Below are 25,918 nucleotides of genomic sequence, written 5' to 3'. Positions count from 1 at the left end.
GATATTGTTGAGGAGAAGGAGGTTTTAGCATAGTGGTTAGCCATCAATTCAACTAACCCTATTAGATCAAAGTCCTGGATCGGCGTCCAGGACTTTGTCAGCAGTCTGAAACGACGCTAATGCGTCGTTTTTTATATTCAAAATCAGTGATGTGAACTATCGCCGGATAAGATAGAAGGCAATTCCGGTAAACAATAGACTCGGTGCCACCGCCCCCACATAAGCAGGTAACTCATACACTATGCTCATAGGACCGAAGATTTCATTACTAATATAAAAACTAAAACCTGCCACAACGCCTAGTAATACTCGCGCGCCCATAGTCACAGTACGTAAGGGACCAAACACAAATGACAGAGCCACTAACATCATGACCCCAACAGTGACAGGTTGCATCAATTTACGCCACAAAGCTAACTCATAACGACTAGGATCTTGGCTATTGGTTTTAAGATAGTCGAGATAACCGAGTAAACCGCGAATCGATAAAGCTTCAGGTTTAACGGATACCACGCTGAGCTTATCCGGCGTTAAACTCGATTGCCACAGATCTTCTTCAAGGTGGTCTAAGGTTACTTGATCGTAGGTTAAATCGGTTCGCTTAACATCAAATAAACGCCAACTATCTTTAGTAAAGACCGCCCGCTCCGCATGCACAACATTCGTAAGCTTAAGTTCTCGGTTAAATTTGTAGAGAGTGATGTCGTTAAGTTTAGTGATATCTTCAACTTCACCTATGTTGACAAACAAATCCCCGTCCTTGGCCCAAATACCACGATGAGACTTAATCAAACTGCCGCCGGATAACTTAATGGCCTGCAGCTCGTAGGCCTTCTGCTCAGTAATCGGTGCGCCCCATTCGCCAAGAGCCATGACCATCAACATCAGTGGTACAGCGGTCTTCATGGCCGAAAGGGTAATTTGTAAGCGGGACAACCCAGATACCTGCATTACCACAAGCTCGGAGTTAGACGCTAACATTCCCATGCCAATCAAGGCTCCAAGCAGCACAGCCATGGGGAAAAACATCTCAATATCGCGCGGTACTAAAAAAAGTACATAAATACCTGCATCCATCATGGTATAGGTGCCACGTCCGACAAGACGCAGTTGGTCGACCCATTTAATGATGCCTGACAAACCTGTTAACACCAGCAAGCACAGCGCTGAAGTGCTTAAAATAATTCTGGCAATATAAAGGTCTAAGATCTTCATACGGCCACCTTTCTACGTGCCATGGCTGCAGATAAACGCGCAAATACCGGTCTATCTTTACCCAGTAAAAATATTCCCATAATAAGAGCCGATAGATGTATCCACCACATACCTAAATATTGTGGAATAACACCATCTTGTAATGCTTTACGGCCAGCGACCATCAAACCAAAATAACCAAGATATAAAAGCACTGCGGGTAACATCTTAGCAAACTTACCCTGTCGCACATTTACCCTTGCCAGAGGCACTGCGATCAACGTCATAATGGGGATGGCTAGCGGGATAGCGAGGCGCCAGTGAAATTCAGCTACAGCTTCTGCACCTTCGACTTTAAGCAAATCGGCGACCGGCAATGCCGATAACTTACGGCGCCGCTCGTCCACTTGTTGCTCTTTAAGCTGCATCTTATATCCACCAAACTCAATCATTTGGTAGTCCTTCAATCTTGGGCTTCCCTGATAACGAACGCCGTTGTTAAGTTGTAATTGTTGAGCACCAGTATTGTCTTCCAACACGCGACCATTTTTAGCAACCACAACATTAGTTACCCCAGTTTCATCGGTGGGATCGGGGAGCTGAGCCACAAACACTTTTTCTAATTCATTATCTTTGCCGATACGTTCGACAAACAGTACGGCGCGACCGTTAGGACTTGCTTGAAAACGTCCTTGAACTAACGCCGCAAGTCCAGCCTCAGATTGGGCTTTTTCAAGCACTTGGTTTTGTTGTTCCTCTGCCCATGGTGTGACATAAAGAGATATATATCCCGTAAACAACATATTCACTAAAGCGAGAATTAACGTCACCCGAGTGACATACCACTCACTCACACCTACGCCATGGAGGATCACCATTTCATTTTCGGAATACATGCGGCCATGAGCCACCAAAATACCCAAAAATAAACTTAATGGTAAAACCAAAACGACTAATGCAGGTAGGTTAAGTCCTATCAGGGTAACAATTAATGAAGCAGGAAAGTCGCCATCAGAGGCGTCGGCCAGTACGCGCACAAAATGCTGGCTAATAAAAATAGTTAACAGCACCAAAAGTACGGCAATTTGTGCCTTTAAAACTTCTCGAATAAGGTATCTAAATACAATCACAGGCAGGATCCGGTCGCTAAACTTATCTTTTTGCTGGTAACAGACTAACTTTCATGTAAACTGTCTACTTTTGATAGTTTTCTGACCAGCTTCAGGGGTTCTTGGTAAACTTAAGTTTAATTGCAGTTTCACAAAAACATGCGGCTCAAGTACCGAGAATAAATCACCTTTGGAGTAATAACTTAGGCCCTTTTCGGGACAAGCAGACATTATCCAATAAATATAAAATTTTGTCTTTAAGAATCTAGGAGTGCCCATGGAGTTTAGCGTAAAGAGCGGTAGCCCCGAAAAACAACGCTCAGCCTGTATCGTTGTCGGTGTTTATGAACCCCGTCGTCTATCGGGTATCGCGGAGCAATTAGATAAGATTAGTGAGGGTTACATTAGTAACCTGTTACGTCGTGGGGACTTGGAAGGTAAGCCTGGGCAGATGTTATTACTGCACCACGTACCTAACGTACTGAGCGAACGCGTATTATTAGTCGGTTGTGGCAAAGAACGAGAACTAGACGAGCGCCAATACAAGCAGATCATCACTAAGACGATCAACACATTAAATGAAACGGGTTCTATGGAAGCCGTGTGCTTTTTAACTGAATTACATGTTAAAGGCCGTGATACCTATTGGAAAGTGCGCCAAGCCGTTGAAACGACAAACAGTAGTCTGTATAGCTTCGATGCTCTAAAAACCCGTAAAGGGGAAACACGCCGTCCTTTGCGTAAACTCGTTTTCAATGTCCCGACTCGCCGAGAATTAACCTTAGGCGAACGCGCCATTGAGCACGGTATGGCAGTCTCTGCTGGTATGCACTTGTGTCGCGATGTAGCAAACATGCCCCCCAATATTTGCAATCCTGCTTATTTGGCCTCTCAAGCGCGTCAACTGGCTGAAGTGCACGAAAATCTACATGTCACTACCATTGGCGAAGAGCAAATGGCTAAACTGGGGATGAACTCATACCTTGCAGTTGGTCGTGCTAGTGCGAATGAATCCATCATGACAGTGATGGAATATAAAGGCGCAGTCGACAGCACAGAAAAACCTATCGTATTGGTCGGTAAAGGCTTGACCTTTGACTCAGGCGGCATTTCATTAAAACCTGGCGAAGCTATGGATGAAATGAAGTACGACATGGGTGGTGCTGCAGGTGTTATCGGCACCATGAAAGCGATTTGTGAAATGAATTTACCCATCAACGTCGTGGGAGTACTCGCAGGCTGTGAAAATATGCCTTCGGGTAATGCTTACCGTCCTGGTGATATTCTGACCACAATGTCAGGCCAGACAGTTGAAGTGCTCAATACCGATGCTGAAGGCCGTTTGGTACTATGCGACGTATTAACCTATGTTGAGCGTTTTGAACCTGAACTGGTTATTGATACAGCGACCCTCACTGGTGCTTGCGTCATTGCCTTAGGTAAGCATGCTTCTGGACTATTCTCATCGCACAACCCATTGGCGCACGAGCTGCTAAATGCAGGTGAGCAAAGCGGTGATCGCGCTTGGCGCATGCCACTTTGGGACGAATACCAAGATATGCTAGACAGTCCATTCGCTGACATGACCAACTTAGGCGGTCGTCCTGCGGGGGCCATTACCGCAGCTTGCTTCCTATCGCGCTTTGCTAAAAAGTACAATTGGGCCCATTTAGATGTGGCGGGCACAGCATGGAACAGTGGCGCAAATAAAGGCTCGACGGGTCGTCCTGTCCCTCTTTTGACTCAATTTCTGATCAATCGTGCTGGCGTTGAATTAGGCGAATAAACTTAATTTACAAGTTGAGATATGACAAAGGCGAAGATAATCCTCTTCGCCTTTTTTATCCCCTTGAAAATATAGTTTTTACGAACATTCATAGGGGAAATTAGCGTATTCACTACTGTTATTTGATAATCCCTCACATTGAACAAGTTTTGATTGACAGCCACGCCGGAGGCCTTTAGTTTTAACCCCATGAAGACAATGACAACAGCTTTTTTTACTTTCTTTTTTACACCCCCACTCTAGGAGGCGGATTTACTGTGTAAAAACGAAAGTAAAAATCCAAAGCCTCCCAAATGGGAGGCTTTTTTGTCTTAAACGATTGAACAATACACGGCGGCAATTGAGGTCATAATGCATAAACCACAGCCTTTAAATCAAACTCGAGAGCAAATCACCAATCTCGATAATGAACTTCTCTCATTACTCGCCGAGCGCCGTCGCCTAAGTTTAGAAGTAGCCCGTAGTAAAGAGGTCGATGTCAGACCCATCAGGGACACACAAAGGGAAAAGGAACTGTTAGCTAGGCTAGTCAAAGAAGGCAGGGAAAAAGGCCTAGATGCCCATTACGTGATCTCACTTTACCAGAGCATCATCGAAGATTCAGTATTGAATCAGCAAGCTTACCTGCACGGCCGTGCCAACCCAGAGACACAAAAACAGCAATATTGTATCGCCTACCTTGGAGCCCGTGGTTCCTATTCGTACCTTGCCGCGACGCGTTATTGTCAGCGCCGTCAAGTCGATATGCTGGACTTAGGTTGCCAAAGCTTCGATGAAATAGTGCAAGCGGTAGAATCAGGACATGCAGATTACGGTTTCCTACCGATTGAAAACACCTCATCTGGGTCCATTAACGAAGTTTACGATGTGCTACAACACACTAGCCTCTCCATCGTCGGCGAAACCACTATCGAAGTAAGCCACTGCCTGTTAGGTAAAGCCGGCAGTAAAATTAGTGACATCAAAACCGTATATGCCCATCCTCAGCCGATTAGCCAGTGTAGTAGATATTTAAGCCAGCATAAGGACTTAAGATTGGAATACTGCTCAAGCAGTGCTGAAGCGATGGAGAGGGTCAATCAGAGCCCAGACAATAGCGCCGCAGCTATTGGCAGCGCAGAAGGTGGTGCGTTATACCAGTTAGAATCTATAGAAGCGGGACTTGCAAATCAGAAGATTAACCAGAGCCGCTTTATCGTTGTAGCTCGTAAAGCCGTTGCCGTGCCAGAACAACTGCCCGCAAAAACCACCTTAATTATGGCAACGGGCCAAAAGGCGGGGGCATTAGTGGAAGCCCTGTTGGTATTGAAAGCTCATCAGCTAAATATGAGTAAACTCGAATCAAGACCCATTCCCGGAACACCTTGGGAGGAAATGTTTTACCTTGATATTGATGCCAATATCTCTAGCGAAGCAATGCAAGCAGGATTAAAGCAATTAGAGCGGATAACTCGATTTATCAAAGTATTAGGTTGTTATCCCTGCGAGACGGTAAAACCGACTCAACTGAGCAACAGTCAGCTATTAATTGAACCTAGCACTTCAAAAACTCAAGTGATTAGCGATGCCGTTCCCGATGCCAATCCATTTAGATACAGTAAGGCCTACAAAGCACAGGCAAGCGAGATTAGCTGCGGCTCTTTCTGCATTGGTGGGGGCAATATAGGTGCAATAGCCAAGATAGTGCTCACACACGATCTGTCTCATTTAGCGTTATCGCAGTTTGAACACAAAATAAAACAACTTAAAGAAGCTGGGTTTCAAGCCATTATTTTGGATGATATTAATCAACTTGTCAGTCCTGAACTTATCTTGCCAAAGCTTCGCCAGACGCTGCATCAATACGATCTGTTATGCATTATCGCCATTGAGCAAGCAATTGATATGGTGCTGGCAACTCAGCAGGGCGATATGCTGTTTTTGACAGGTAAACATATGTTTAATCAATCCTTACTCACTCAAGCAGGGACTCTGCCTATTCCGCTATTACTTGAACGTAATGATATGGCGAGCTATGAGGAGTTTTTAGCGGCAACGGAAGTCATTTTAAGCCAAGGGAATCAACAGCTGATCCTCTGTGACTCGGGCGTTCGCACCTTCAATAACGCTAATCTTCCTACATTGGATTTAACGAGCCTTATTCAGATAAAAGCCACCAGTCATCTTCCCATCGTCATCAATCCTTGTTACGCCATTGCGGATGAAGCATTAATCTTACAAACCAAAGGCATTAAACAATTAAAAGCCGATGGTTTAGTGCTTAACTGCAACCTAAATGACAATGATTCACTCAAGCTAATGAGCTCAGTCGTAAGAGAGCTGTACAATTAACTCCTGATAAAAAATGACCAGCTAGATTGCTGGTCATTTACGTCTATTTAGGAGGGTAATCGAGGATACGAGTAGACAGGAGAGTAGAGCTAAACTTCTAGGCCATCCAGCAGGCTCAACCAGCCTTTAATAATACGGTGGCAAAACCAAATAATGCCGAAAAGATAAACCGAAAGACTAAGCCAAGTTATCGGCACCCAGTAACCGAGAACTAATAAGCCAATAAATATAACATTAGAATGTCGCTGCCAACGTAAATGCGACACCAACAGTGCATTTCCCTGAGCTTGGCGTTGAGAGAGGTTAATAAATAGGCTTAATAACACCGGAAGTAAAAGTAAGGGAAAGCCCGACATCAATGCATAAAGCAAATGTCCAAGACTGCGATCTTCAATTTTTGCGGCATAAGTGGTTGTCGTTGTCATTGAGAGACTCCAGCCAGACGAATAGACTGGGCGCAAATAACTACGCCCTTGTCTTTAACCTTACGTTCTCACAGCAAGAATCGCAACTAAGGAGTTAAAATATTTCCGTTTGATGAAAATTTATCCTTAGCGGTTTTCCTTTTTATAGGGCTAGAGTAATAGCGTGGCATCCGATGTCAGTTTCGTTGAACAGGCCAAAACATAACCTGCTTCAATTTCAGCAGGCGTCAAGGTCATGGTACTGCTTGACTCAGTTGCCCCTTCTACTACTTGGCATTTACAAGCTCCACAGACTCCTGAACGACAAGCGGCAATAATGGGCAAACCTTCAGCCTCAATAGCTTCGAGTAAAGTTTGCTCTGGTGATAATGCTCGCTTTCTATCACCTATTGACAACATAAAAGACGAACTGGCATTAGCGTGTTCTACACCCAGTACTTCAGCTTGTTTGACTCGGCTTTGCGCCTCTTTAACTGCGGTAGCAAAACTCTCATGGTGCAATTGACTCATATCAAACTTAAGTTCGTTAAGTATGCTTTTTACCGCCTGCATATAGGGTTCTGGGCCACACAAGAATATCGTTCGCCCAGCAAAATCTGGCACTAAATTGCGTAAACGTTCGGCGCTTAATCGGCCTATATCATAGGATACTGGATCGGTGTGCCAAGGTTTGGTACTCGTGACAGACTCCAACATATAACCGAGTTTAAAACTACGATGACGCTGAGCCATGGTTTCTAAGGAGGATTTAAAAATGATATCAACTTCTGTGCGCGCACTATGTAAAAAAGCAATATCCGCATCCATTTGACTGTCGGTTAAATATCGTGACATGGAGTACATAGGCGTAATACCGCAGCCTGCACTCAAAAAAAGATATTTCTGTGCAGGAATATCAAACAAATTAAATTGACCTGTCGGAGGCAGCACTCTCACACTCTGGCCAGGTAAAAGATGGTCGATAAGATAGTTAGACACGAGTCCACCCGCGACACGCTTTATCGTCACCATTAAGGAATAAGGCCGCGAAGGCGACGATGACAAGGTATAACTTCGGCAAGCCTGTTCACCATTAATTTCAAGCACAAAGGTCATAAACTGCCCAGGCTTGTAATCAAACTTCATTGGCTCGCCCGCTTGAAAACGAAAACTCACCACATCAGTAGTTTCATACCAACGCTCAACACACACTAAATGATTGAAACTATCCTGTCGTTTAGGATCAATAAACAAAGTCCCTGCTTTCGATATCACACTCATATTCATAACAATTTTACCCACAAAAACGGCGGTTTTACCAACTCTGCTAAAACCACAGTTAACCAATTGTTCTAGGTTGAATTAAGCCACGTTTAGCATGGTCTTTAAGTCCGCCTCAACGGTGGTAGTGTTCCTTAAACCAAACTTTTCTTCTAAAATTTTGGCTAAGTTTGCCGTTAGGAAAGCAGGAGGTGTTGGACCAGTGCGAATATTTTTGACCCCAAGAGAAAGCAAGGTTAGCAGCACAACAATGGCTTTTTGTTCGAACCAAGAAAGTACTAAGCTTAATGGCAATTCATTGATATCACATTCAAAAACCTCTGATAATGCGATAGCAAGTTGAATCGCAGAATAGGCATCATTACATTGACCGACATCGAGCAAGCGTGGAATACCGTTGATATCACCAAAATCCAACTTATTGAACTTGTACTTACCACAACCTAAAGTCAGGATCAGTGAATCTTTAGGGGTAGATTTAGCAAGATCGGTAAAATAACTTCTGTCTGCTTTATCACCGTCACAACCACCCACAAGGAAAAAGTGCTTGATTGAGCCATTTTTCACATTTTCAACCACAGCGGGCGCGGCGGCCATTAACGCATTGCGGGCAAAACCTATGGTGATCTTGTGTGGGATCTCATCATAATTAAACCCTTCTAAAGCTAGTGCTTTATCAATTACCGCCGAGAAATCATCGCCTTCAATATGGATCACCCCAGGCCAACCGACTATGCTGCGGGTAAAGATACGATCGCTATAACTGCCTACATTCGGATCAATAATACAGTTTGATGTCATCACCACAGCGCCAGGGAAATTGGCAAATTCCTGCTGCTGGTTCTGCCAAGCGCTGCCATAGTTACCAACAAGGTGAGGATGTTTTTTAAACGCGGGATAAGCGAGCGCGGGCAACATTTCACCATGGGTATAAACGTTAATACCCTTGCCTACGGTTTGTTCAAGAATCAGCTCTAAGTCCTTCATATCATGACCGGAGACTAAAATAGCTTTTCCCTTAACAGACTTAGTATTCACAACGGTTGGCTCTGGATGACCAAAGGATTGGGTTTCACCCGCATCGAGCATAGCCATAATACGATAATTTAATTGACCAATTTCCATCGCGGTGGCAAATAACTTATCCCCATCAACACTCGGCTCACCTAAGAATGCCATGATTTCGTGGAATCGCCCCGCAATCTCAGCATCGGTTTGGTCAAGCACGCGCGCGTGCTCCATGTAGGCAGCGGCTCCCTTCAAACCATATAAGCAGAGTAATCTTAAACCAAGAATGTCTTCATGGATTTCATGTTTATCTTTATTTAATAGTGCGATCGGTGCCTGAGAGAGCATTTCAACTTTACTGGTTCCCAGAACTAACTGCGCCACTTCTGGCACCTGCTCTGCCACTTTTCCAGCTCTTTCACAGGCTAATTCGTAGGCTGCCTTCAAGCTAGCTCGGTACTTAGCCGCCTGTTGTGCGTAAGCGATAATGCGCTCGTCATCAAAGTTAACGTTGGTGAGTGTCGCGAAAAAAGCTTTAGGCACAAAACTATCAATTTCGGCATCGACAATGCCTAACTCACGGGCCTTAACCGCATACACAGACACGCCTTGCAGCATGTAAATCAACAGATCCTGCAAGTCGGACGTTGCCGCCAACTTGCCACACATACCTTGGGAATAACTACAACCATTGCCAGCGGGTGTACGAATGGTTTGCTCACACTGAATACAGAACATGGATAGACTCCTAATTTAAATTCATGCTTTATTTATGCATGTTTAAACTTAGTCTACCGAAACCCAGAGCAAGCGACAGATATTTTTAAAATCCTCTCTCAAATTTGCGAGGACTATCACCTTAAGCTATCGCTAATATTTGGTTTAAAACTGCCTCAGTTTAAATAAAAAACGCCCATCAATGATGGGCGTTTTATGACGTAACATATTATTAATTAATTTGTTTTCATATCATTAACCGATTGCAGCATTATGCGACTTTCACGCTGAAATTGTGGCGCAAAATCACCAAACCACTTAGCGACGGTTTGGAACTGCTTAATAAACTCGTCCCTATCGCCACGTTTTAGCAACTCTAACGCTTCACGGTAGTTATCTAAATAATCGCCAATTGCATGCTGACTATCCTGCTGGGCAAAAATAATATCAGCGTAAAGCTCAGGACTTTGGGCAAACAAACGCCCTACCATAGCGAGCTCTAAACGATAAATCGGCGAGCTAAATTGCAGCAAAGTATCGATATCCGCCTCTTCCTTGCACAGATTCAAACCGTACACAAAAGTTGAAAAATGACGCATCGCCTGCACTAGCTGCATCGCACTATCATGGCGCTCAGGTTCGGCTTCGACAATCCTCGCCCCCCATATTGCTATTTGCTCAAGTAGCCATTGATACTTTTCTGGTGAGCGACCATGGCAAACAACGACAACCTGTTTCGCTAGGCTGCCGACATCTGGCCCAAACATCGGATGAAAACCTACAACGGGGCCTTTGTGAGCTGCAAGCATGGCTTGGACTGGCTCTGTCTTTATCGAAGTTAAATCAGCCAAAATACAGTCTGCGGGTAACTGGGTCAGTTTTTCACGAATAAGCTCGCAGGTGATGGCAATCGGCACTGTCACTAATACTATTCCTGCACCAGCAAATAGTTTATCTGCCTGTTGCCAATCATCTTTATCAAGAATATCGACTTGATATCCAGATAGGGTCAACATCTGCCGAAATAGTCCACCAAGCTGCCCTTTACCGCCGATAATCACCACAGTTCCTAAATCTTTTTTGACTTGCTTAAAGCCAACATCTTTCTCATTGAGATAAGACTCACGCATTAAGCGGCGTAAAATATCTTCAATTAACTGCGGCGCAATCCCCATGTTTTTCGCTTCTTCACGGCGTTTGGCTAGCATGGCGGCCTCACGTTGCGGCGCATAAATAGGTAATCCTGCAGCGTGTTTAACTGTGCCAACCTGAGCGACTAAATCCAAGCGCTTACGCAATAAATGCAATAGCTGCTGATCCACACCATCGATTAGACCACGAAGATGTTCTAATTCAGCGGTTGTTTTTTCATTCATACATAGAGTCCATTAAGCACTGGTTATGTTAACCATTCGCCACTTTGAGCGTATCGAAGCGTGTAGGGAGTATTGAAGATAACTTCGATGCACCGTCACGTAAAATGGTTTCTGTTTTTTCCCAATTAATACAGGAATCTGTCACAGAAACGCCATACGCTAATTCACTTAATGGTTTATCACAGCTTTGGTTTCCTTCATTTAAGTGACTTTCTAGCATCACGCCAATAATCGACTTATTGCCGTTAAAAATCTGCTCGAACACATCTTCACAGACAGGCTTTTGGCGGCTGTAGTCTTTGGATGAATTGCCATGGCTGCAATCGATGATCAAACGTGCATTGAGTTTGGCCTTATGGAGCTGCGTTTCACACTCAGCCACACTCGCCGCATCATAGTTGGGCATTGCACCCCCGCGTAAAATCACATGGCCATCGGGATTGCCCGCCGTTTGCAATAATGCAACTTGGCCCTGTTGGTTAATCCCCATAAATCTGTGACTACTGGCCGCCGATTTAAGCGCATTAATCGCCACTTCAAGTTTGCCATCTGTGCCATTTTTAAAACCCACTGGCATAGAAAGGCCCGATGCCATCTCTCTGTGAGTTTGTGATTCTGTGGTGCGAGCGCCAATAGCAGACCAAGTCACTAACTCAGAAATATACTGTGGGCTGATAGGATCAAGCGCTTCAGTGGCGACAGGTAACTCTAACTCGGCAAGCCAAATCATCAGCTCACGGGCCATTTTCAAACCTTTTTCGACATCGAAGGATCCGTCCATATCGGGATCATTGATCATGCCCTTCCAGCCAACCGTGGTACGCGGTTTCTCAAAGTACACCCGCATCAGGATATAAAACTCATCGCTGAGTTCGTCGTGTAACTTTTTAAGCCTTAAGGCGTATTCCTTAGCTGCAGCAATATCATGGATGGAGCAAGGTCCTGCCACAATCAACACGCGGTTATCACGTTTATGGACGATATCGGCGACAGTTTTACGGGCATTGAGAATATAACGATAGGCATGCTCAGAGAGTGGCAAGGCATTTTTAAGCTCTTGCGGTGTGATTAATACTTTCTCTGAACTGATGTGTACGTTGTTAATCGTATCCTGCTGCATGCTTACCACCTAGGCTATTAATCCGGAATAATTTGAAGCACAAGCTCAAATCACTCGATGTTCATTTTGAATAGGAAAAGTACTCACTACTTAATCGCACTTTTGACTACCTAATCGCACTATTGTAACGCTACACCATTACAACGAGGCGACAACTATGCCTGTAAACAAAGTGAAGATCAAGGAACAATTAAACGCCAGAAACAAAAAACCGCCACTAGGGCGGTTTTCTGTGCGAACACTACGTCTTGTTTTCTGTAGCTGGAACTATTATTTAGTTGCCAATTTCTCACGGATACGTGCAGATTTACCTGAACGATCACGCAGATAGTACAGTTTGGCGCGACGAACGCGGCCACGACGCTTAACTTCAATGCTTGCGATCAGTGGGCTGTGCGTTTGGAATGCACGCTCAACACCTTCGCCATTAGAGATTTTACGTACTGTGAATGCAGAGTGCAGACCACGGTTACGTTTAGCAATTACAACGCCTTCAAAAGCCTGTAAACGCTCTTTGTCACCTTCTTTAACACGAACCTGAACTACTACTGTATCACCAGCACCAAACGCAGGTACGTCTTGTTTCATTTGCTCATCGTTGAGCATTTTAATGATGTTGTTCATAACTTACTCCGTTCTAGAATTAACTGAGCTACGACTAAGCATGCTTGTTCATTGCTTCAACGAACTGCGCTAAAAGGGTCGTTTGTTCGTCAGTCAGAGCTAGATTTTGCAATAATTCTGGCCGTCTAAGTAAAGTCCTACCAAGGCTTTGCTGTAAACGCCAGAGTCTAATTTGTTCGTGGTTGCCACTTAACAGCACTGCCGGTACGTCGAGTCCATCCAAGCTTTCAGGGCGAGTGTAATGTGGACAATCCAGTAGACCGTCGGAGAAAGAATCTTGCTCCGCCGAGGCTTGTTTTCCTAGCACGCCAGGAACCAACCTCGATACTGCATCGATGAGGGTCATCGCCGGTAATTCGCCGCCCGAAAGCACGTAATCACCAATTGACCACTCTTCATCCACTTCCGTTTGAATAATGCGTTCATCAATACCTTCGTATCGACCACAGACTAAAATCAAACGTGATGATTCAGCCAACTCAGTGACGCCTTGCTGATCCAGCTTACGTCCTTGAGGTGACAAATAAATCACCTTCGCACCAACACCTGCTGCGGCTTTCGCTGCATGAATGGCATCGCGCAAGGGTTGCACCATCATCAACATTCCGGGACCACCGCCGTAAGGCCTGTCATCTACCGTATTATGTCTATCATGGGTGAAATCACGGGGATTCCACGTGTGCAACTCAAGCAGGCCGTTTTTCACGGCACGACCCGTAACACCAAAGTCTGTAACGGCACGAAACATCTCTGGGAACAGGGTTATTACCCCTAACCACATCTGTTGTACCTCGACTTAGAAGTCAGGATCCCAATCCACTAAAATCTGTTTACCTTGCAGGTCCACCGTTTTGATGAACTGCTCAGGGACAAAGGGGATCATACGTTCCACTTTGCCGAAACTATCTTTAGCGTTGGCCTTAACCAGTAACACATCGTTCGATCCTGTTTCCACGATCTGATCGACTATGCCCATGTTATAACCTGAAGTATTTACCACTTCACAACCGATAAGATCACGCCAATAGAATTCATCTTCTGGCAATGCTCCCATCTGCTGCGGTAGGATTGCGATCTCACAATTTGTGAGCATTTGCGCTCTTTCCCGCGTGTCGACACCTTCAAGCGCAGCAACAACGGCCTTGCCTTGGTAACGCCACTGAGTAACCTTTACTTCACGCCATTCACCATTTTCTTTAATAAGCCAAGGTGAATAGTCAAAGATACCTTCAACAGAATCGGTATAGGCGGTGATTCTCAGCCAACCTTTAATGCCATGACAGGAGCCTATTTTCCCCAGTACGACTGGCTGTTGGTTACTGCTCATCAATCTATACCTTAACGCTATTAAGCTGTCGCTTTACGAGCGTCTTTGATCAATTTTGCTACGCGTTCTGTAGCAGCTGCACCGTTAGAAACCCAGTGCTCAACGCGATCTAGGTCTAAACGTAAAGTTTCTTCTTGGCCACGGGCCAATGGGTTGAAGAAACCAACACGCTCAATGAAACGACCATCACGAGCGTTACGGCTGTCAGCAACAACGATGTTGTAAAATGGACGCTTTTTAGCGCCGCCACGAGCTAAACGAATGGTAACCATGCGTTTTCAATCCTCTAATGATTTGCTTGAAGCAAAAATAAAAACTGGAACCCCGTGTTCGCGAAGAGTCCCAGATAGAAAGCCGGAAGATTTTACCTGACTTTTCAACGAATGCAACCAAATCTGGCGATTATTAAACCTGCCCCTTTAGTACACTCTCATTGTCACCAGAATCAACCAACTGATAACGCATTAACTTTAGTGAAAATAGCTGAGATTAGCGTCCTGGAAATTTCATGCCACCAGGCATCATGCCACGCATTCCGCGCATCATTTTTTGCATACCGCCCTTAGCTGACATTTTTTTCATCATCTTTTGCATCTGAGTAAACTGTTTTAGTAACCGATTTACGTCTTGGATTTGCGTGCCAGAACCCGCTGCAATACGACGTTTACGTGAGCCCTTGATTAAATCTGGGTTTTTACGTTCCTTGGCGGTCATCGAATTAATGATGGCCTCCATTTGGCCTGTCATCTTGCCATCTTGAATTTGCGCGAGGGCTTCAGGCGGCAATTGACCGACTCCTGGCAGCTTTTCCAGCATGTTCATCATGCCGCCCATGTTTTTCATTTGCTGCAGCTGTTCACGGAAATCTTCTAAATCGAAACAGCCACCTTGCTTCACTTTCGAAGCCAGTTTCATGGCTTTTTCTTTATCAACACCACGCTCAACTTCTTCGATAAGCGATAACACATCGCCCATGCCTAAAATACGTGAAGCAATACGGTCCGGATGGAATGGCTCTAAAGCATCGGTCTTTTCACCCACACCGAGGAATTTAATCGGCTTGCCCGTAATGTGGCGAATTGATAACGCCGCACCACCGCGGGCATCACCGTCGACTTTGGTTAAGATAACCCCTGTCAATGGCAAAGCTTCGTTAAAGGCTTTTGCTGTGTTTGCCGCATCTTGCCCTGTCATGGCATCGACCACGAACAAGGTCTCAATAGGCTTAACCGCAGCATGCAAGGCCTTGATTTCATCCATCATGGCTTCATCGACGTGTAGACGACCCGCCGTATCGATGATCACCACATCGATAAACTTCAGTTTTGCGTGGGCAATGGCCGCTTTCGCAATATCAATAGGCTTTTGACTGACATCCGATGGGAAAAACTCGACATCAACCTCAGCGGCTAAGGTTTCAAGCTGCTTAATCGCTGCTGGACGATATACGTCTGCACTGACAACTAATACTGATTTCTTATGGCGAGTGCGCAGCAATTTACCAAGCTTGGCTACGCTGGTGGTTTTACCCGCACCTTGCAAACCCGCCATCATTAATACGGCTGGCGGTTGAGTCGCTAAATCGAGGGCTTCGTTCGCTTCGCCCATGGATTTTTCAAGTTCGCTTTGAACAATCTTAATAAAGGCTTGACCAGGGCTTAAGCTTTTAGCCACTTCTTGGCCAACGGCGCGCTCTTTTACATTGTTAACGAATTCACGTACCACAGGTAGGGCAACATCGGCCTCCAGCAGTGCCATACGCACTTCGCGCAGAGTTTCCTTAACGTTTTCTTCAGTTAAGCGACCACGGCCGCTAATATTTTTCAGCGTGCGTGACAGTCTGTCGGTTAGGTTCTCAAACATCGTCCTGTTCTATACCTTTAAGAATCTCGATTAATGGCTGTATTATAACGATGCGGGCGCATTATGCTACTGCCACAAAAATCTTGATGGCACTTAAGTATTTTACTTGCACTGGGTCATGTTTTTTTGGTGGTAGCGAATTATTTATGACTAACAATAAGAATCTGCTAAATTTTGCAACTCAAGTCACTGCCCATTTACTGGCAGCCCATGTTATTCTAAATAAAATTTTGATCTGTCTGCCCAGTTTATAAGGCACCTTTAACAACACAAAAATAGGTTAATTACCCATGGTCATCTTTTCTGCCTCAGCCATGTTTTTTTACTGCATTGCATTGGTATTAGTGACAAGCCGACTTTTTCACCCCGAAGGTCCTAATCGTAGAGCCGTTGCTGGTGTCGCATCGATCGCCGTTATTTTGCATGCCGCCGCCCTTTCACAGGGGATATTCACCACAGACGGCCAAAATTTTAGCCTGACGAATGTGATCTCCTTAGTAAACTGGATTATCGCCTTCACTTTCACTGTGCTGATGTTCAGGCTTAAAGTGATTGTTGTAGTGCCAGTGGTCTATGCCTGTTCAGTGTTATCCGTAGCCCTGCTCTGGCTGTTGCCACCTAAATTTATCATCCATTTTGAACTTTACCCCGAAGTCTTGGCCCACGTAGTATTGTCGCTTATGGCCTACAGCGCCTTGATGATTGCGGCGCTATACGCAATACAGCTGGCAATGATCCAAAACCAGCTCAAGAAAAAACAATTGATGTTAAGTCCTGGTATTCCGCCGCTGATGACGGTTGAGAAACAGCTTTATCATTTAGTGATTATTGGGGTGATCTTACTCAGTTTATCGCTAGCGACGGGGTTTATCTTCCTCGATGATATGTTTGCCGATGGTAAAGGCCATAAAGCCATACTGTCGATAATGGCGTGGTTTGTGTATATCACTATGCTGTGGCAACAATACTGGGTGGGTTGTAAAATTCGTACCGCCGTGATTTATACCCTAACAGGTGCTGGCCTGCTGACACTCGCTTATTTTGGTGCGCGAATTGTCAAAGAATTGATCCTCAGTTAACGATTTTAAGTCAGTTAGGGTAGTTAAGGCCTTAGCTGACTTGACACTCTTTTTAAATATCGGTATCTACTTAAGTTTACTGGCCATATTGGAGCCTATTTTTGGACGCTATATCGACAAGCGCACTCCTTATTTTTTTACTAGTGCTCATCATGTTCTCCGCCTATTTTTCAGGCTCAGAAACCGCCATGATGACCCTCAATCGCTACCGTTTGAGGCACCTAGCCTCCAACGGCCATAAGGGTGCAATACGGGCATTAAAACTGTTAGAACGACCAGATCGGCTGATCGGTCTCATTCTTATCGGCAATAACTTAGTCAATATTTCAGCTTCGGCTATTGCGACTATTATAGGAATGCGGCTGTGGGGGGATTTAGGTGTTGCCATTGCAACAGGGGTGCTTACCTTAGTCGTGTTAGTCTTTGCCGAAGTTACGCCTAAAACTATCGCAGCATTAAATCCTGAGCGGATTGCCTTCCCATCCAGTGTACTCTTACGTTGGTTGTTGGTCTTATTAGCACCATTGGTAAAGGGAGTTAATTTAATCACTTCCGGATTTCTACGTTTAATGGGCATTAAAACCGTTAATAGCAGCGATGCCTTAAGCCAAGAAGAATTACGTACTGTCGTACATGAGGCCGGAGCACTTATCCCCCAGCGCCACCAAGAAATGTTGCTCTCTATTTTGGATTTAGAGAAAGTCACCGTTGAAGATATTATGGTGCCACGCTCAGATCTCTATGCGATCAACGTCAATGATGAGTTTAAGGTTATCAATCGCCAAGTCATCCAAAGTCCCCATACTCGGGTGTTGGTGTACCGCGATACCATTGACGATGCGGTAGGCTTTATTCATCTACGCGATGCGTTACGTCTACAATCGAAAAAACAATTTAGTAAATCGTCATTACTGCGTGCGGTGAAAGAGCTCTATTTTATTCCAGAAGGAACACCTCTTAACGTCCAACTTGCTAATTTTCAACAAAATAAAGAGCGAATTGGTTTAGTAGTTGACGAATATGGCGATATTCAAGGCTTAGTGACGCTGGAAGATATTCTTGAAGAAATTGTTGGCGATTTCACCACTTCGATGATTACAGCACCAAGTGAGGATATTACTGTGCAGCAGGATGGCAGTTATTTAATCGATGCCAGCATTACTATTCGCGATTTAAATAAAGAAATGAAGTGGAACTTCCCAACGGACGGACCTAAGACACTGAATGGTTTAATTTTAGAGTATCTAGAGGATATTCCATCAGAAAACACTAGCTTACGCCTTGCAGGCTATCCGATAGAAGTCATAGAAGTTGCCGATAACATGATAAAAACAGTGCGAATCATTCCTCTGCACTACCATCCCCCTCGTTAGACTTAGCTTTCATCAATCATAAAAAATCGGCTGAACCCAATTGGTTCAGCCGATTTCGCTCTCCCCCGAGAAATCTATCTGGCCTTTTGCGCCTCAAGCATACGACGCTTTTCAATCGCGATTGAGGTGATTTGCTCATTAAGCGACTTTTCTAGCCCGAGCATAAAGTACACTTCAGCCATTAAAAAAAACGGTCCAATCAGTAACTGATTTAAATCATCCACAAAGGCAGGTTTGGCTTTTTCATATCGATGGCCGATTAGCTGAAATATCCAGCCTACAATAAAAATAGCTAAGGCTAACCAAACTGCATAGGCAAAATGAGCCACAAGCTCAGTGGTATAAAGTACTGGGATCAAAAAAAGCGTTAATCCTAGGGCCAACTTAACATGCAAACGCACATAATAAACCAGCACGAGCCCCCCTAGGATAAGACCTAGACTGGTTTCACCCAAATTGCCCAATGGGACACGAATTGTCGCCAATAGTAGAAAAGCCGACCAAATAATCAATGGAATGCCAATAAAATGGGTTTGAATGTTACGACGATTCAAGTGCACACTTTTATAGGTAGATAACTGCTCTGCGGCGGATTTCATATGGATCCCTCTTTATTTATCCCTGCGATTGCCAGCGTGCAATAAAAATAAGGTCACGCTAACGCATTAAACTAACGCAAAAGAATTGAGCTGAACAGTAAAAGTAAACAAATTGTTGCACTTTATTGCTTATGGCTAATAAAAAGGAACCCTAAGGTTCCATTTTTACATCTGACAGATAGCGTTTATTGAGACTCGATGATCACAGTCGCTATCGCATAGGATTTCTCATCGGCAATTGAGATATGTCCAACCGTGGCATTAAGTTGTTGTAACCGCGCGAGCGCCCCCTCGGTAAAATGAACCGTCGGCGCGCCCTCGGCATTATTGCCAATATGAATATGCTGAAACGATACGCCGCGGCCAATACCCGTACCGAGCGCTTTCGCGGCAGCTTCTTTGGCGGCAAAACGCTTGGCAAGATAGCGACTCGGCTGACTATGGGCTGTATAAATCACCAATTCGGCCTCGGTCAGCACACGTTTTGCCAGCTTGTCGCCAGCGCGTATCACATGGGCCTGAATACGCTCAATCTCGACAATATCTGTGCCTAGGCCGACAATCGCCATTACTCGCCCCGACGACCTTCAAGCATTAACGCTTTCATGTCTTTCACTGCTGTCGCTAAACCGTCAATAGCAGCACGTGCCACAATCGCATGGCCGATATTGAGCTCATATAACTCAGGAATCGCCGCGATAGGTTTCACGTTGTGATAATGCAAACCATGGCCCGCATTTACCACTAAGCCTTTACCATAGGCGTATTTTGCCATCTCATTAATACGGGCTAATTCACGGGCTTCTTCGGCTTCAGTTTTGGCATCGGCATAACAACCTGTGTGGATCTCGATTATCGGTGCTCCCGAAGCAACAGCAGCATCGATTTGGGTTTTATCGGCATCGATAAATAAGGAAACCTGAATGCCCTCAGCGGCTAAACGAGTCACTGCAGCGGTGATTTTATCTAACTGCCCCGCCACATCTAAACCACCTTCAGTGGTGACTTCTTGGCGTTTTTCAGGCACTAAACAGACATAAGTCGGTTTGACTTCACAGGCGATATTGAGCATTTCTTCGGTCACCGCACATTCAAAATTCATGCGGGTTTTCAAGGTTTTCGCTAGCAGATATACGTCGCGGTCTATGATATGGCGTCTGTCTTCGCGTAAATGGATAGTGATGCCATCTGCGCCAGCATGTTCAGCAACGGCGGCGGCATGCACAGGATCGGGATAGCTGGTGCCACGGGCTTGGCGCAGAGTAGCAATATGGTCGATATTCACGCCCAATAAGATACGGCTCATCGGGAACTCCTTAATGGTTAACGCTGATATTGCGGCCTATTGTACTTAGGCTCACACAAAAAAACACTTAGGCTCACGCTAAAAACAGGAGTTAGGGCGAATTATTCCCATCAATCTTAGTTGGCGCGGCAGAGCTCACGAACAATTGTCGACTGAGCAGAGGTTTAGTCCCGAGTAATGGCGTTAACAATGAGCGCATCAATAACTTAGCGCTCAAAAATTGCGCCTCTGTGAGTTGATTATCGTTAAGCGCCATCAGCATGGCACCTTGATAGGCGTTGCGAGCACGGGAATTGAGCACAAATTGAAAGCCTAACTCAGGCACCAGCTGATAATAATCCTCAGGGATCAGTGGCTCACCCTGAGTATCGCGGCTAAGGGATGGCATTGCGCCTAACTCTTGCAGTAAGGCGAGTTCAATATAACGCAGCTGGGATTGGCAAAACTTAGCGGCAAGGCCGACTAAGGCTCGGTGATAAATGAGGAATAACGCTTCGGCGTTGTGCTGCACAGATAACGTACGTACCAATAACTCATTGATATACATGCCAGCAAACAGGCTCTGACCGGAAAGAGGCACGGCAGGCGCTGCGGCTTCGACTTGAGTTAAGGTTTTTAATTCAGACTTACCGCTAAATTCAAAGATCAGCGGTTGAAAAGGTTGAAGAATACTTTTGATAGAGCGCTTACCGCTGCCGGTTCGGGCAACCACATCGACCCGTCCAATGCCGTCAACTAAAAGGTTAACTAACACACTAGACTCTCGATACGGACGATGATGCAGAACATAGCCACGTTTCATCGATAAGCGTACTCAAAGATTAAGGGGTTAATCGTCACCGTAACCTAAGCTACGTAGGGCGCGTTCATCATCGGCCCAACCGGATTTCACTTTCACCCACACTTCGAGGAAGACTTTATTATCAAACAAAGTCTCCATATCTAAGCGGGCTTGGGTCGCGATAGTGCGAATACGTTCGCCCTTGCTACCGATCACCATACGTTTTTGGCCTTCACGCTCGACGAGGATCAGGGCATTAATCTGATAAACGCCATTCTCCATCATCTTAAACTGCTCGATCTCAACCGTCGCATCATAGGGTAATTCATCCCCTAGGAAGCGCATCAGTTTTTCACGCACAATTTCCGACGCCATAAATCGCTGCGAACGGTCTGTAACATAGTCTTCTGGGAAGAAGAACGGGTTTTGTGGCAAAGATGCCGCTGCTAATTCTAAAATGCGCTGTACGTTGGTGCCTTTGCTGGCTGAAATCGGCAAAATTTCATCGAAGGGATACTTCTTCGCCACTTCTTCCAAATAGGGAAAAAGAGCTTCTTTATCTTTGATATTATCCACTTTATTGATGGCTAGAATGGTTTTACGTTCTTCACCGCCACGGCGTAGTTTGCTTAAGACCATTTCATCATCAGCAGTCCACGTCATGCCATCAACCACAAAGATCACCATAGCCACATCGGCAAGCGAACTTGCTGCGGCGCGGTTCATCAGACGGTTAATCGCCCGCTGCTCTTCAATATGCAGTCCTGGCGTATCGATAAACACGATTTGCTTAGGACCATCGGTATGAATACCCATAATACGGTGACGGGTCGTTTGTGGCTTTTTAGAGGTAATGCTTATCTTTTGGCCAAGCAAACGATTGAGCAAAGTTGATTTACCCACGTTAGGGCGACCAATAATCGCCACCATGCCACAATAAGTGACATCGTATTGGGCCGACGGCGTTGGCGCAGCCGCATTCATCCTTGCCAGTAATTCATCTAAACTCGGCTCAGTTGCAGCTTTTGCAGCATCGATACCTGGCAAGTCTGTTTTTTTGGTCATTTCTTTAGTAACTCCAATACTTGAGCGGCCGCGATTTGCTCGGCTTTACGGCGTGAACTCGCCACGCCAATCACGCTTTGACTCAAGTCTTCAATACGACATTCAACGGTAAATGTCTGATCGTGGGCATCGCCTTCTATATTGATTACTTGATAATCAGGCAGTGGCTTTTTAAACCCTTGTAAATGTTCTTGAAGCAAGGTTTTAGCATCTTTTTGGCTCACACCCGGTTGAATTTCAGCTAAACGCTCGGCATACCAAGTCAGCAGTAATTTTCGGCACACTTCGAGATCAGAATCGAGATAAATTGCACCAATAATGGCTTCTACCGCATCGGCCAGAATCGATTCTCGGCGAAATCCACCACTTTTTAATTCACCGGGACCGAGATATAAATAATCACCAAGTTTAAATTCTTGGGCGATAATAGTTAAGGTATCACCTCGCACTAGGGTTGCACGCATGCGACTTAAATCGCCTTCGGTCGCCTTAGGAAATTGATGATAAAGTGCATCGGATATCACGATAGATAAAATCGAATCACCTAAAAACTCTAAACGTTCATTGTGCTTATTTGCCGCACTTCTATGGGTCAAGGCTTGTGTTAAGAGTTCAATTTGTGCGAACTCATAACCTAAAGTACGACACAAACGAGGCAAATTTTTAATCGGTTCCATGCTATTTAATTCCACCTACACGCTCAAAACGCACACCACTTGGCACCCAAGTTGGGAGGAAGCCAGCCTGTGAGCGGTCAAATTCAAAACTGATCCAAATTGCTACCGCTTTACCGACTAGGTTTTCTTCAGGCACAAAACCCCAGAAGCGACTGTCGGTACTGTTATCACGGTTGTCACCCATGGCGAAGTAATGGCCTTCTGGCACTAAAAATTCACCTGCGGGTAAATTACCTTCACGCTTAAAATATCCCAGCATGTCAGGGCGGCTTGGATTAATTAAAATATCGTGGGCAACTTCACCCAATTGTTCTTTATAACGCAATAAAGCCACACCATCTTGACTAAAATCACCGCGGCTAATTTCGGTGCGAGCGACCACTTCAGGTTCCGGGCAATTACCTTGTTCCGTGCCACAGGCTTTTTGGAGCATTAACTGCTTATTTCGGTAAATAATGCGATCACCCGGTAAGCCAACAACACGCTTGATATAATCAATTTGTGGATTTTCGGGATATTTAAACACCACCACATCGCCACGTTTTGGCTCGCCTGTTTCTACTAATTGAGTTCGCCATACAGGATCTTTAAGGCCGTAGCTAAACTTTTCCACCAGAATAAAGTCACCTACCAACAGGGTTGGCATCATAGAACCTGATGGAATTTGGAAAGGTTCGTAAATGAATGAGCGTAGGATCAATACAAAAGCGATAACGGGGAAAATAGAGTGCGCAGTTTCAACGAGGGTTGATTCGCGAATGATATTGTATTCGGCTTCTTCGGTTAAATTTGCCTGTGAAGCCTTTACCATAGCTAAATTATCGCGACGCTTAGGGGCAAAAACCAACACATCAACTAACCAGATAAGCCCCGAAATGAGGGTTACCAACACTAAAATAATCGAAAAATAGGCTGCCATTACTTATTGAACTCCTGCCTGAAAAATTAAAGGTTCCTAACTCAGTGAATATCGAACTTTAGTTAACTTACCGCATTTATCTAAAAACGTCACAGAATCATGCAATAACCTAACTAAAGCGCCGCAAACTGCGGCGCAATAGTCAACTAAATTATACTGCTCATACCAACGATTACTCGTTGAGCTTAAGTACCGCTAAAAATGCCTCCTGTGGCACCTCAACGTTACCGACTTGTTTCATCCGTTTTTTACCCTCTTTTTGTTTATTTAAGAGTTTTTTCTTACGGGAAACGTCGCCACCATAACATTTTGCCGTTACGTCTTTACGTAGGGCTTTAACGGTTGAACGGGCAATAATTTGGCTGCCCACCGCTGCTTGAATCGCAATATCAAACATTTGACGGGGAATTAGCTCTTTCATCTTTTCAACTAAAGCTAAACCACGGTGACGAATGTTGGATCTATGGATAACCATTGCGAGTGCATCGACACGGTCACCGTTGATAAGGATATCTAAACGCACCATGTCAGCGGGATCGAAACGAATGAAGTTATATTCAAGTGATGCATAACCACGGCTAGTTGATTTCAATCGGTCAAAGAAATCCATCACCACTTCTGCCATTGGCAAATGGTAAGTCACAGCCACTTGGTTACCGTGGTAAACCATATTGACCTGAGTACCACGCTTTTCAATACACAGGGTAATCACGTTACCTAGATATTCTTTGGGCACTAAAATATTGGCCTCAACAATCGGCTCACGCATTTCTTCAATATTGTTGATAGCTGGCAAGTCAGACGGGTTATCGACGTAAATCGTTTCACCGTTGGTCATCACCACTTCATACACTACGGTTGGCGCTGTAGTGATCAACTCTAGGTTGTACTCACGCTCTAAACGCTCTTGCACGATCTCCATGTGGAGCAGGCCTAAATAGCCAATACGGAAACCAAAACCGAGTGCAGATGAGCTTTCAGGTTCGAAGAATAATGAAGCATCATTCAAACTGAGTTTGTTCAGCGCATCGCGGAAGTTCTCATATTCATCGGTCGAAATAGGGAACACACCCGCGTATACCTGTGGCTTCACTTTCTTAAACCCGGGTAAAGGCTTATCCGCACCATTTTTTGCAAGCGTTAGCGTATCACCTACGGGCGCACCGTGAATTTCCTTAATACCTGCAATAACAAAACCTACTTCACCGGTTTTAAGCTCGGTTTTGTCGGTTTGTTTTGGGGTAAAAATACCCACGCGATCCGCAGTGTGGTTTTGTCCAGTCGACATCACCTTAAACTTGTCACCTTTCTTCAGGCTGCCATGCTTAATCCGCACTAACGACACCACACCTAGATAGCTATCAAACCAAGAGTCAATAATCAGGGCTTGTAATGGCGCATCAGGATTACCTTCTGGCGGCGGAATTTTGGCAACAATGACTTCTAAAACCTCGTCGACACCGACACCGGTTTTAGCCGAACAACGCACAGCATCCATAGCATCAATGCCAACAATATCTTCAATCTCGGCGGCAACACGCTCTGGATCAGCTTGCGGTAAGTCAATCTTGTTTAAAATAGGTACCACATCCAGATTCATATCCAGCGCGGTGTAACAGTTTGCTAATGTCTGTGCTTCTACGCCCTGACCCGCATCTACCACCAGCAAAGCGCCTTCACAAGCCGCTAAGGAACGTGACACTTCGTAGGAAAAGTCAACGTGGCCAGGAGTATCGATAAAATTGAGTTGATAGACTTGGCCATCTTTGGCCGTATAGTCCAAAGTGACACTTTGTGCCTTAATCGTGATACCACGCTCACGCTCAAGATCCATAGAATCGAGCACTTGAGAATCCATTTCACGGTCGGTTAAACCGCCACAAACCTGAATAAGACGATCTGATAGCGTCGATTTACCATGGTCGATATGGGCAATAATTGAGAAGTTTCTAATGTGTTTCATTATGCTGCAATGACTA

Annotated in this window: 24 protein-coding genes and 1 other annotated feature; of the genes, 4 read left to right on the top strand and 20 right to left on the bottom strand. The window is 45.0% G+C overall.

Annotation, left to right across the window (positions count from 1 at the left end):
• Positions 1 to 156: 156 nt before the first annotated feature.
• The gene (gene lptG / locus L2744_RS15895) at positions 157 to 1,215 is read right to left on the bottom strand and encodes an LPS export ABC transporter permease LptG (RefSeq protein WP_248992842.1); all 1,059 of its coding nucleotides are present in this window, start codon (positions 1,213 to 1,215) and stop codon (positions 157 to 159) included.
• Positions 1,212 to 2,324: an LPS export ABC transporter permease LptF gene (gene lptF, locus L2744_RS15890; protein ID WP_248992841.1), complete on the bottom strand. Its 1,113-nt coding sequence runs from the start codon at positions 2,322 to 2,324 to the stop codon at positions 1,212 to 1,214. The genes lptG and lptF overlap by 4 nt, the downstream gene beginning before the upstream one ends.
• 256 nt (positions 2,325 to 2,580) lie before the next feature.
• Here lptF and pepA point away from each other — a divergent pair, with 256 nt between their 5' ends.
• The gene (pepA, locus tag L2744_RS15885) at positions 2,581 to 4,089 is read left to right on the top strand and encodes a leucyl aminopeptidase (protein ID WP_248992840.1); all 1,509 of its coding nucleotides are present in this window, start codon (positions 2,581 to 2,583) and stop codon (positions 4,087 to 4,089) included.
• Positions 4,090 to 4,286: 197 nt separating this feature from the next.
• Positions 4,287 to 4,400, top strand: a sequence feature (Phe leader region).
• 40 nt (positions 4,401 to 4,440) lie between these two features.
• Positions 4,441 to 6,420 carry a chorismate mutase gene (locus L2744_RS15880; protein WP_248992839.1) on the top strand — a complete coding sequence of 660 codons (1,980 nt, stop codon included), beginning with the start codon at positions 4,441 to 4,443 and terminating at the stop codon, positions 6,418 to 6,420.
• Positions 6,421 to 6,509: 89 nt separating this feature from the next.
• On the opposite strand, the gene L2744_RS15875 is transcribed toward L2744_RS15880, so the two are convergent.
• The 10 genes from L2744_RS15875 to ffh form a co-directional block, all read right to left on the bottom strand.
• Positions 6,510 to 6,845 (bottom strand): hypothetical protein, encoded by a 336-nt coding sequence (locus L2744_RS15875; protein WP_248992838.1) that lies wholly within the window; start codon positions 6,843 to 6,845, stop codon positions 6,510 to 6,512.
• 150 nt (positions 6,846 to 6,995) lie between these two features.
• Positions 6,996 to 8,111, bottom strand: a complete 1,116-nt coding sequence (locus L2744_RS15870; RefSeq protein ID WP_248992837.1) for an FAD-binding oxidoreductase — start codon at positions 8,109 to 8,111, stop codon at positions 6,996 to 6,998.
• A gap of 75 nt (positions 8,112 to 8,186) precedes the next feature.
• On the bottom strand, positions 8,187 to 9,851 hold the full coding sequence (hcp, locus tag L2744_RS15865) for a hydroxylamine reductase (protein WP_248992836.1): 1,665 nt from the start codon (positions 9,849 to 9,851) through the stop codon (positions 8,187 to 8,189).
• A 215-nt stretch (positions 9,852 to 10,066) separates the two neighbouring features.
• On the bottom strand, positions 10,067 to 11,206 hold the full coding sequence (gene tyrA / locus L2744_RS15860) for a bifunctional chorismate mutase/prephenate dehydrogenase (RefSeq protein ID WP_248992835.1): 1,140 nt from the start codon (positions 11,204 to 11,206) through the stop codon (positions 10,067 to 10,069).
• Positions 11,207 to 11,234: 28 nt separating this feature from the next.
• On the bottom strand, positions 11,235 to 12,326 hold the full coding sequence (locus tag L2744_RS15855; protein ID WP_248992834.1) for a 3-deoxy-7-phosphoheptulonate synthase: 1,092 nt from the start codon (positions 12,324 to 12,326) through the stop codon (positions 11,235 to 11,237).
• Positions 12,327 to 12,596: 270 nt separating this feature from the next.
• Positions 12,597 to 12,950, bottom strand: a complete 354-nt coding sequence (rplS, locus tag L2744_RS15850) for a 50S ribosomal protein L19 (protein ID WP_006080791.1) — start codon at positions 12,948 to 12,950, stop codon at positions 12,597 to 12,599.
• A gap of 34 nt (positions 12,951 to 12,984) precedes the next feature.
• Entirely contained in the window at positions 12,985 to 13,731 is a 747-nt protein-coding gene (gene trmD / locus L2744_RS15845; protein WP_248992833.1) for a tRNA (guanosine(37)-N1)-methyltransferase TrmD, read from the bottom strand.
• Between the two features lie 15 nt (positions 13,732 to 13,746).
• Entirely contained in the window at positions 13,747 to 14,277 is a 531-nt protein-coding gene (gene rimM / locus L2744_RS15840) for a ribosome maturation factor RimM (RefSeq protein ID WP_248992832.1), read from the bottom strand.
• A 20-nt stretch (positions 14,278 to 14,297) separates the two neighbouring features.
• Positions 14,298 to 14,549, bottom strand: coding sequence for a 30S ribosomal protein S16 (gene rpsP / locus L2744_RS15835; protein ID WP_248992831.1), 252 nt, complete (start codon positions 14,547 to 14,549; stop codon positions 14,298 to 14,300).
• A 217-nt stretch (positions 14,550 to 14,766) separates the two neighbouring features.
• Complete coding sequence (ffh, locus tag L2744_RS15830; protein ID WP_248992830.1) at positions 14,767 to 16,140, bottom strand: signal recognition particle protein; 1,374 nt, start codon at positions 16,138 to 16,140, stop codon at positions 14,767 to 14,769.
• A gap of 290 nt (positions 16,141 to 16,430) precedes the next feature.
• Here ffh and L2744_RS15825 point away from each other — a divergent pair, with 290 nt between their 5' ends.
• Entirely contained in the window at positions 16,431 to 17,219 is a 789-nt protein-coding gene (locus L2744_RS15825; RefSeq protein ID WP_248992829.1) for a cytochrome C assembly family protein, read from the top strand.
• Between the two features lie 101 nt (positions 17,220 to 17,320).
• Positions 17,321 to 18,592 (top strand): HlyC/CorC family transporter, encoded by a 1,272-nt coding sequence (locus tag L2744_RS15820; protein ID WP_248992828.1) that lies wholly within the window; start codon positions 17,321 to 17,323, stop codon positions 18,590 to 18,592.
• A gap of 74 nt (positions 18,593 to 18,666) precedes the next feature.
• On the opposite strand, the gene L2744_RS15815 is transcribed toward L2744_RS15820, so the two are convergent.
• The 8 genes from L2744_RS15815 to lepA all read right to left on the bottom strand — a co-directional run bounded on the left by L2744_RS15815 (position 18,667) and on the right by lepA (position 25,902).
• A complete protein-coding gene (locus tag L2744_RS15815; RefSeq protein WP_248992827.1) occupies positions 18,667 to 19,191 on the bottom strand; it encodes an Mpo1 family 2-hydroxy fatty acid dioxygenase in 525 nt (174 codons plus the stop codon).
• Between the two features lie 185 nt (positions 19,192 to 19,376).
• A complete protein-coding gene (acpS, locus tag L2744_RS15810) occupies positions 19,377 to 19,760 on the bottom strand; it encodes a holo-ACP synthase (protein ID WP_248992826.1) in 384 nt (127 codons plus the stop codon).
• Positions 19,760 to 20,497, bottom strand: a complete 738-nt coding sequence (gene pdxJ, locus L2744_RS15805) for a pyridoxine 5'-phosphate synthase (protein WP_248992825.1) — start codon at positions 20,495 to 20,497, stop codon at positions 19,760 to 19,762. Before pdxJ ends, acpS begins: the two co-directional genes overlap by 1 nt.
• Positions 20,498 to 20,588: 91 nt before the next feature.
• Positions 20,589 to 21,299 (bottom strand): DNA repair protein RecO, encoded by a 711-nt coding sequence (recO, locus tag L2744_RS15800; RefSeq protein WP_248992824.1) that lies wholly within the window; start codon positions 21,297 to 21,299, stop codon positions 20,589 to 20,591.
• A gap of 27 nt (positions 21,300 to 21,326) precedes the next feature.
• Positions 21,327 to 22,343: a GTPase Era gene (gene era / locus L2744_RS15795; protein WP_011918891.1), complete on the bottom strand. Its 1,017-nt coding sequence runs from the start codon at positions 22,341 to 22,343 to the stop codon at positions 21,327 to 21,329.
• Positions 22,340 to 23,020 carry a ribonuclease III gene (rnc, locus tag L2744_RS15790; RefSeq protein WP_248992823.1) on the bottom strand — a complete coding sequence of 227 codons (681 nt, stop codon included), beginning with the start codon at positions 23,018 to 23,020 and terminating at the stop codon, positions 22,340 to 22,342. The genes era and rnc overlap by 4 nt, the downstream gene beginning before the upstream one ends.
• Position 23,021: 1 nt before the next feature.
• Entirely contained in the window at positions 23,022 to 23,939 is a 918-nt protein-coding gene (gene lepB, locus L2744_RS15785) for a signal peptidase I (protein ID WP_248992822.1), read from the bottom strand.
• A gap of 172 nt (positions 23,940 to 24,111) precedes the next feature.
• The gene (lepA, locus tag L2744_RS15780) at positions 24,112 to 25,902 is read right to left on the bottom strand and encodes a translation elongation factor 4 (RefSeq protein ID WP_248992821.1); all 1,791 of its coding nucleotides are present in this window, start codon (positions 25,900 to 25,902) and stop codon (positions 24,112 to 24,114) included.
• Positions 25,903 to 25,918 lie beyond the last annotated feature (16 nt).

This window comes from Shewanella profunda (assembly GCF_023283765.1).
Classification (GTDB): Bacteria; Pseudomonadota; Gammaproteobacteria; order Enterobacterales; family Shewanellaceae; genus Shewanella; species Shewanella profunda.
Note: the sequence above shows the minus strand (reverse complement) of the source record. Positions and strands in the feature narration are given on the sequence as shown.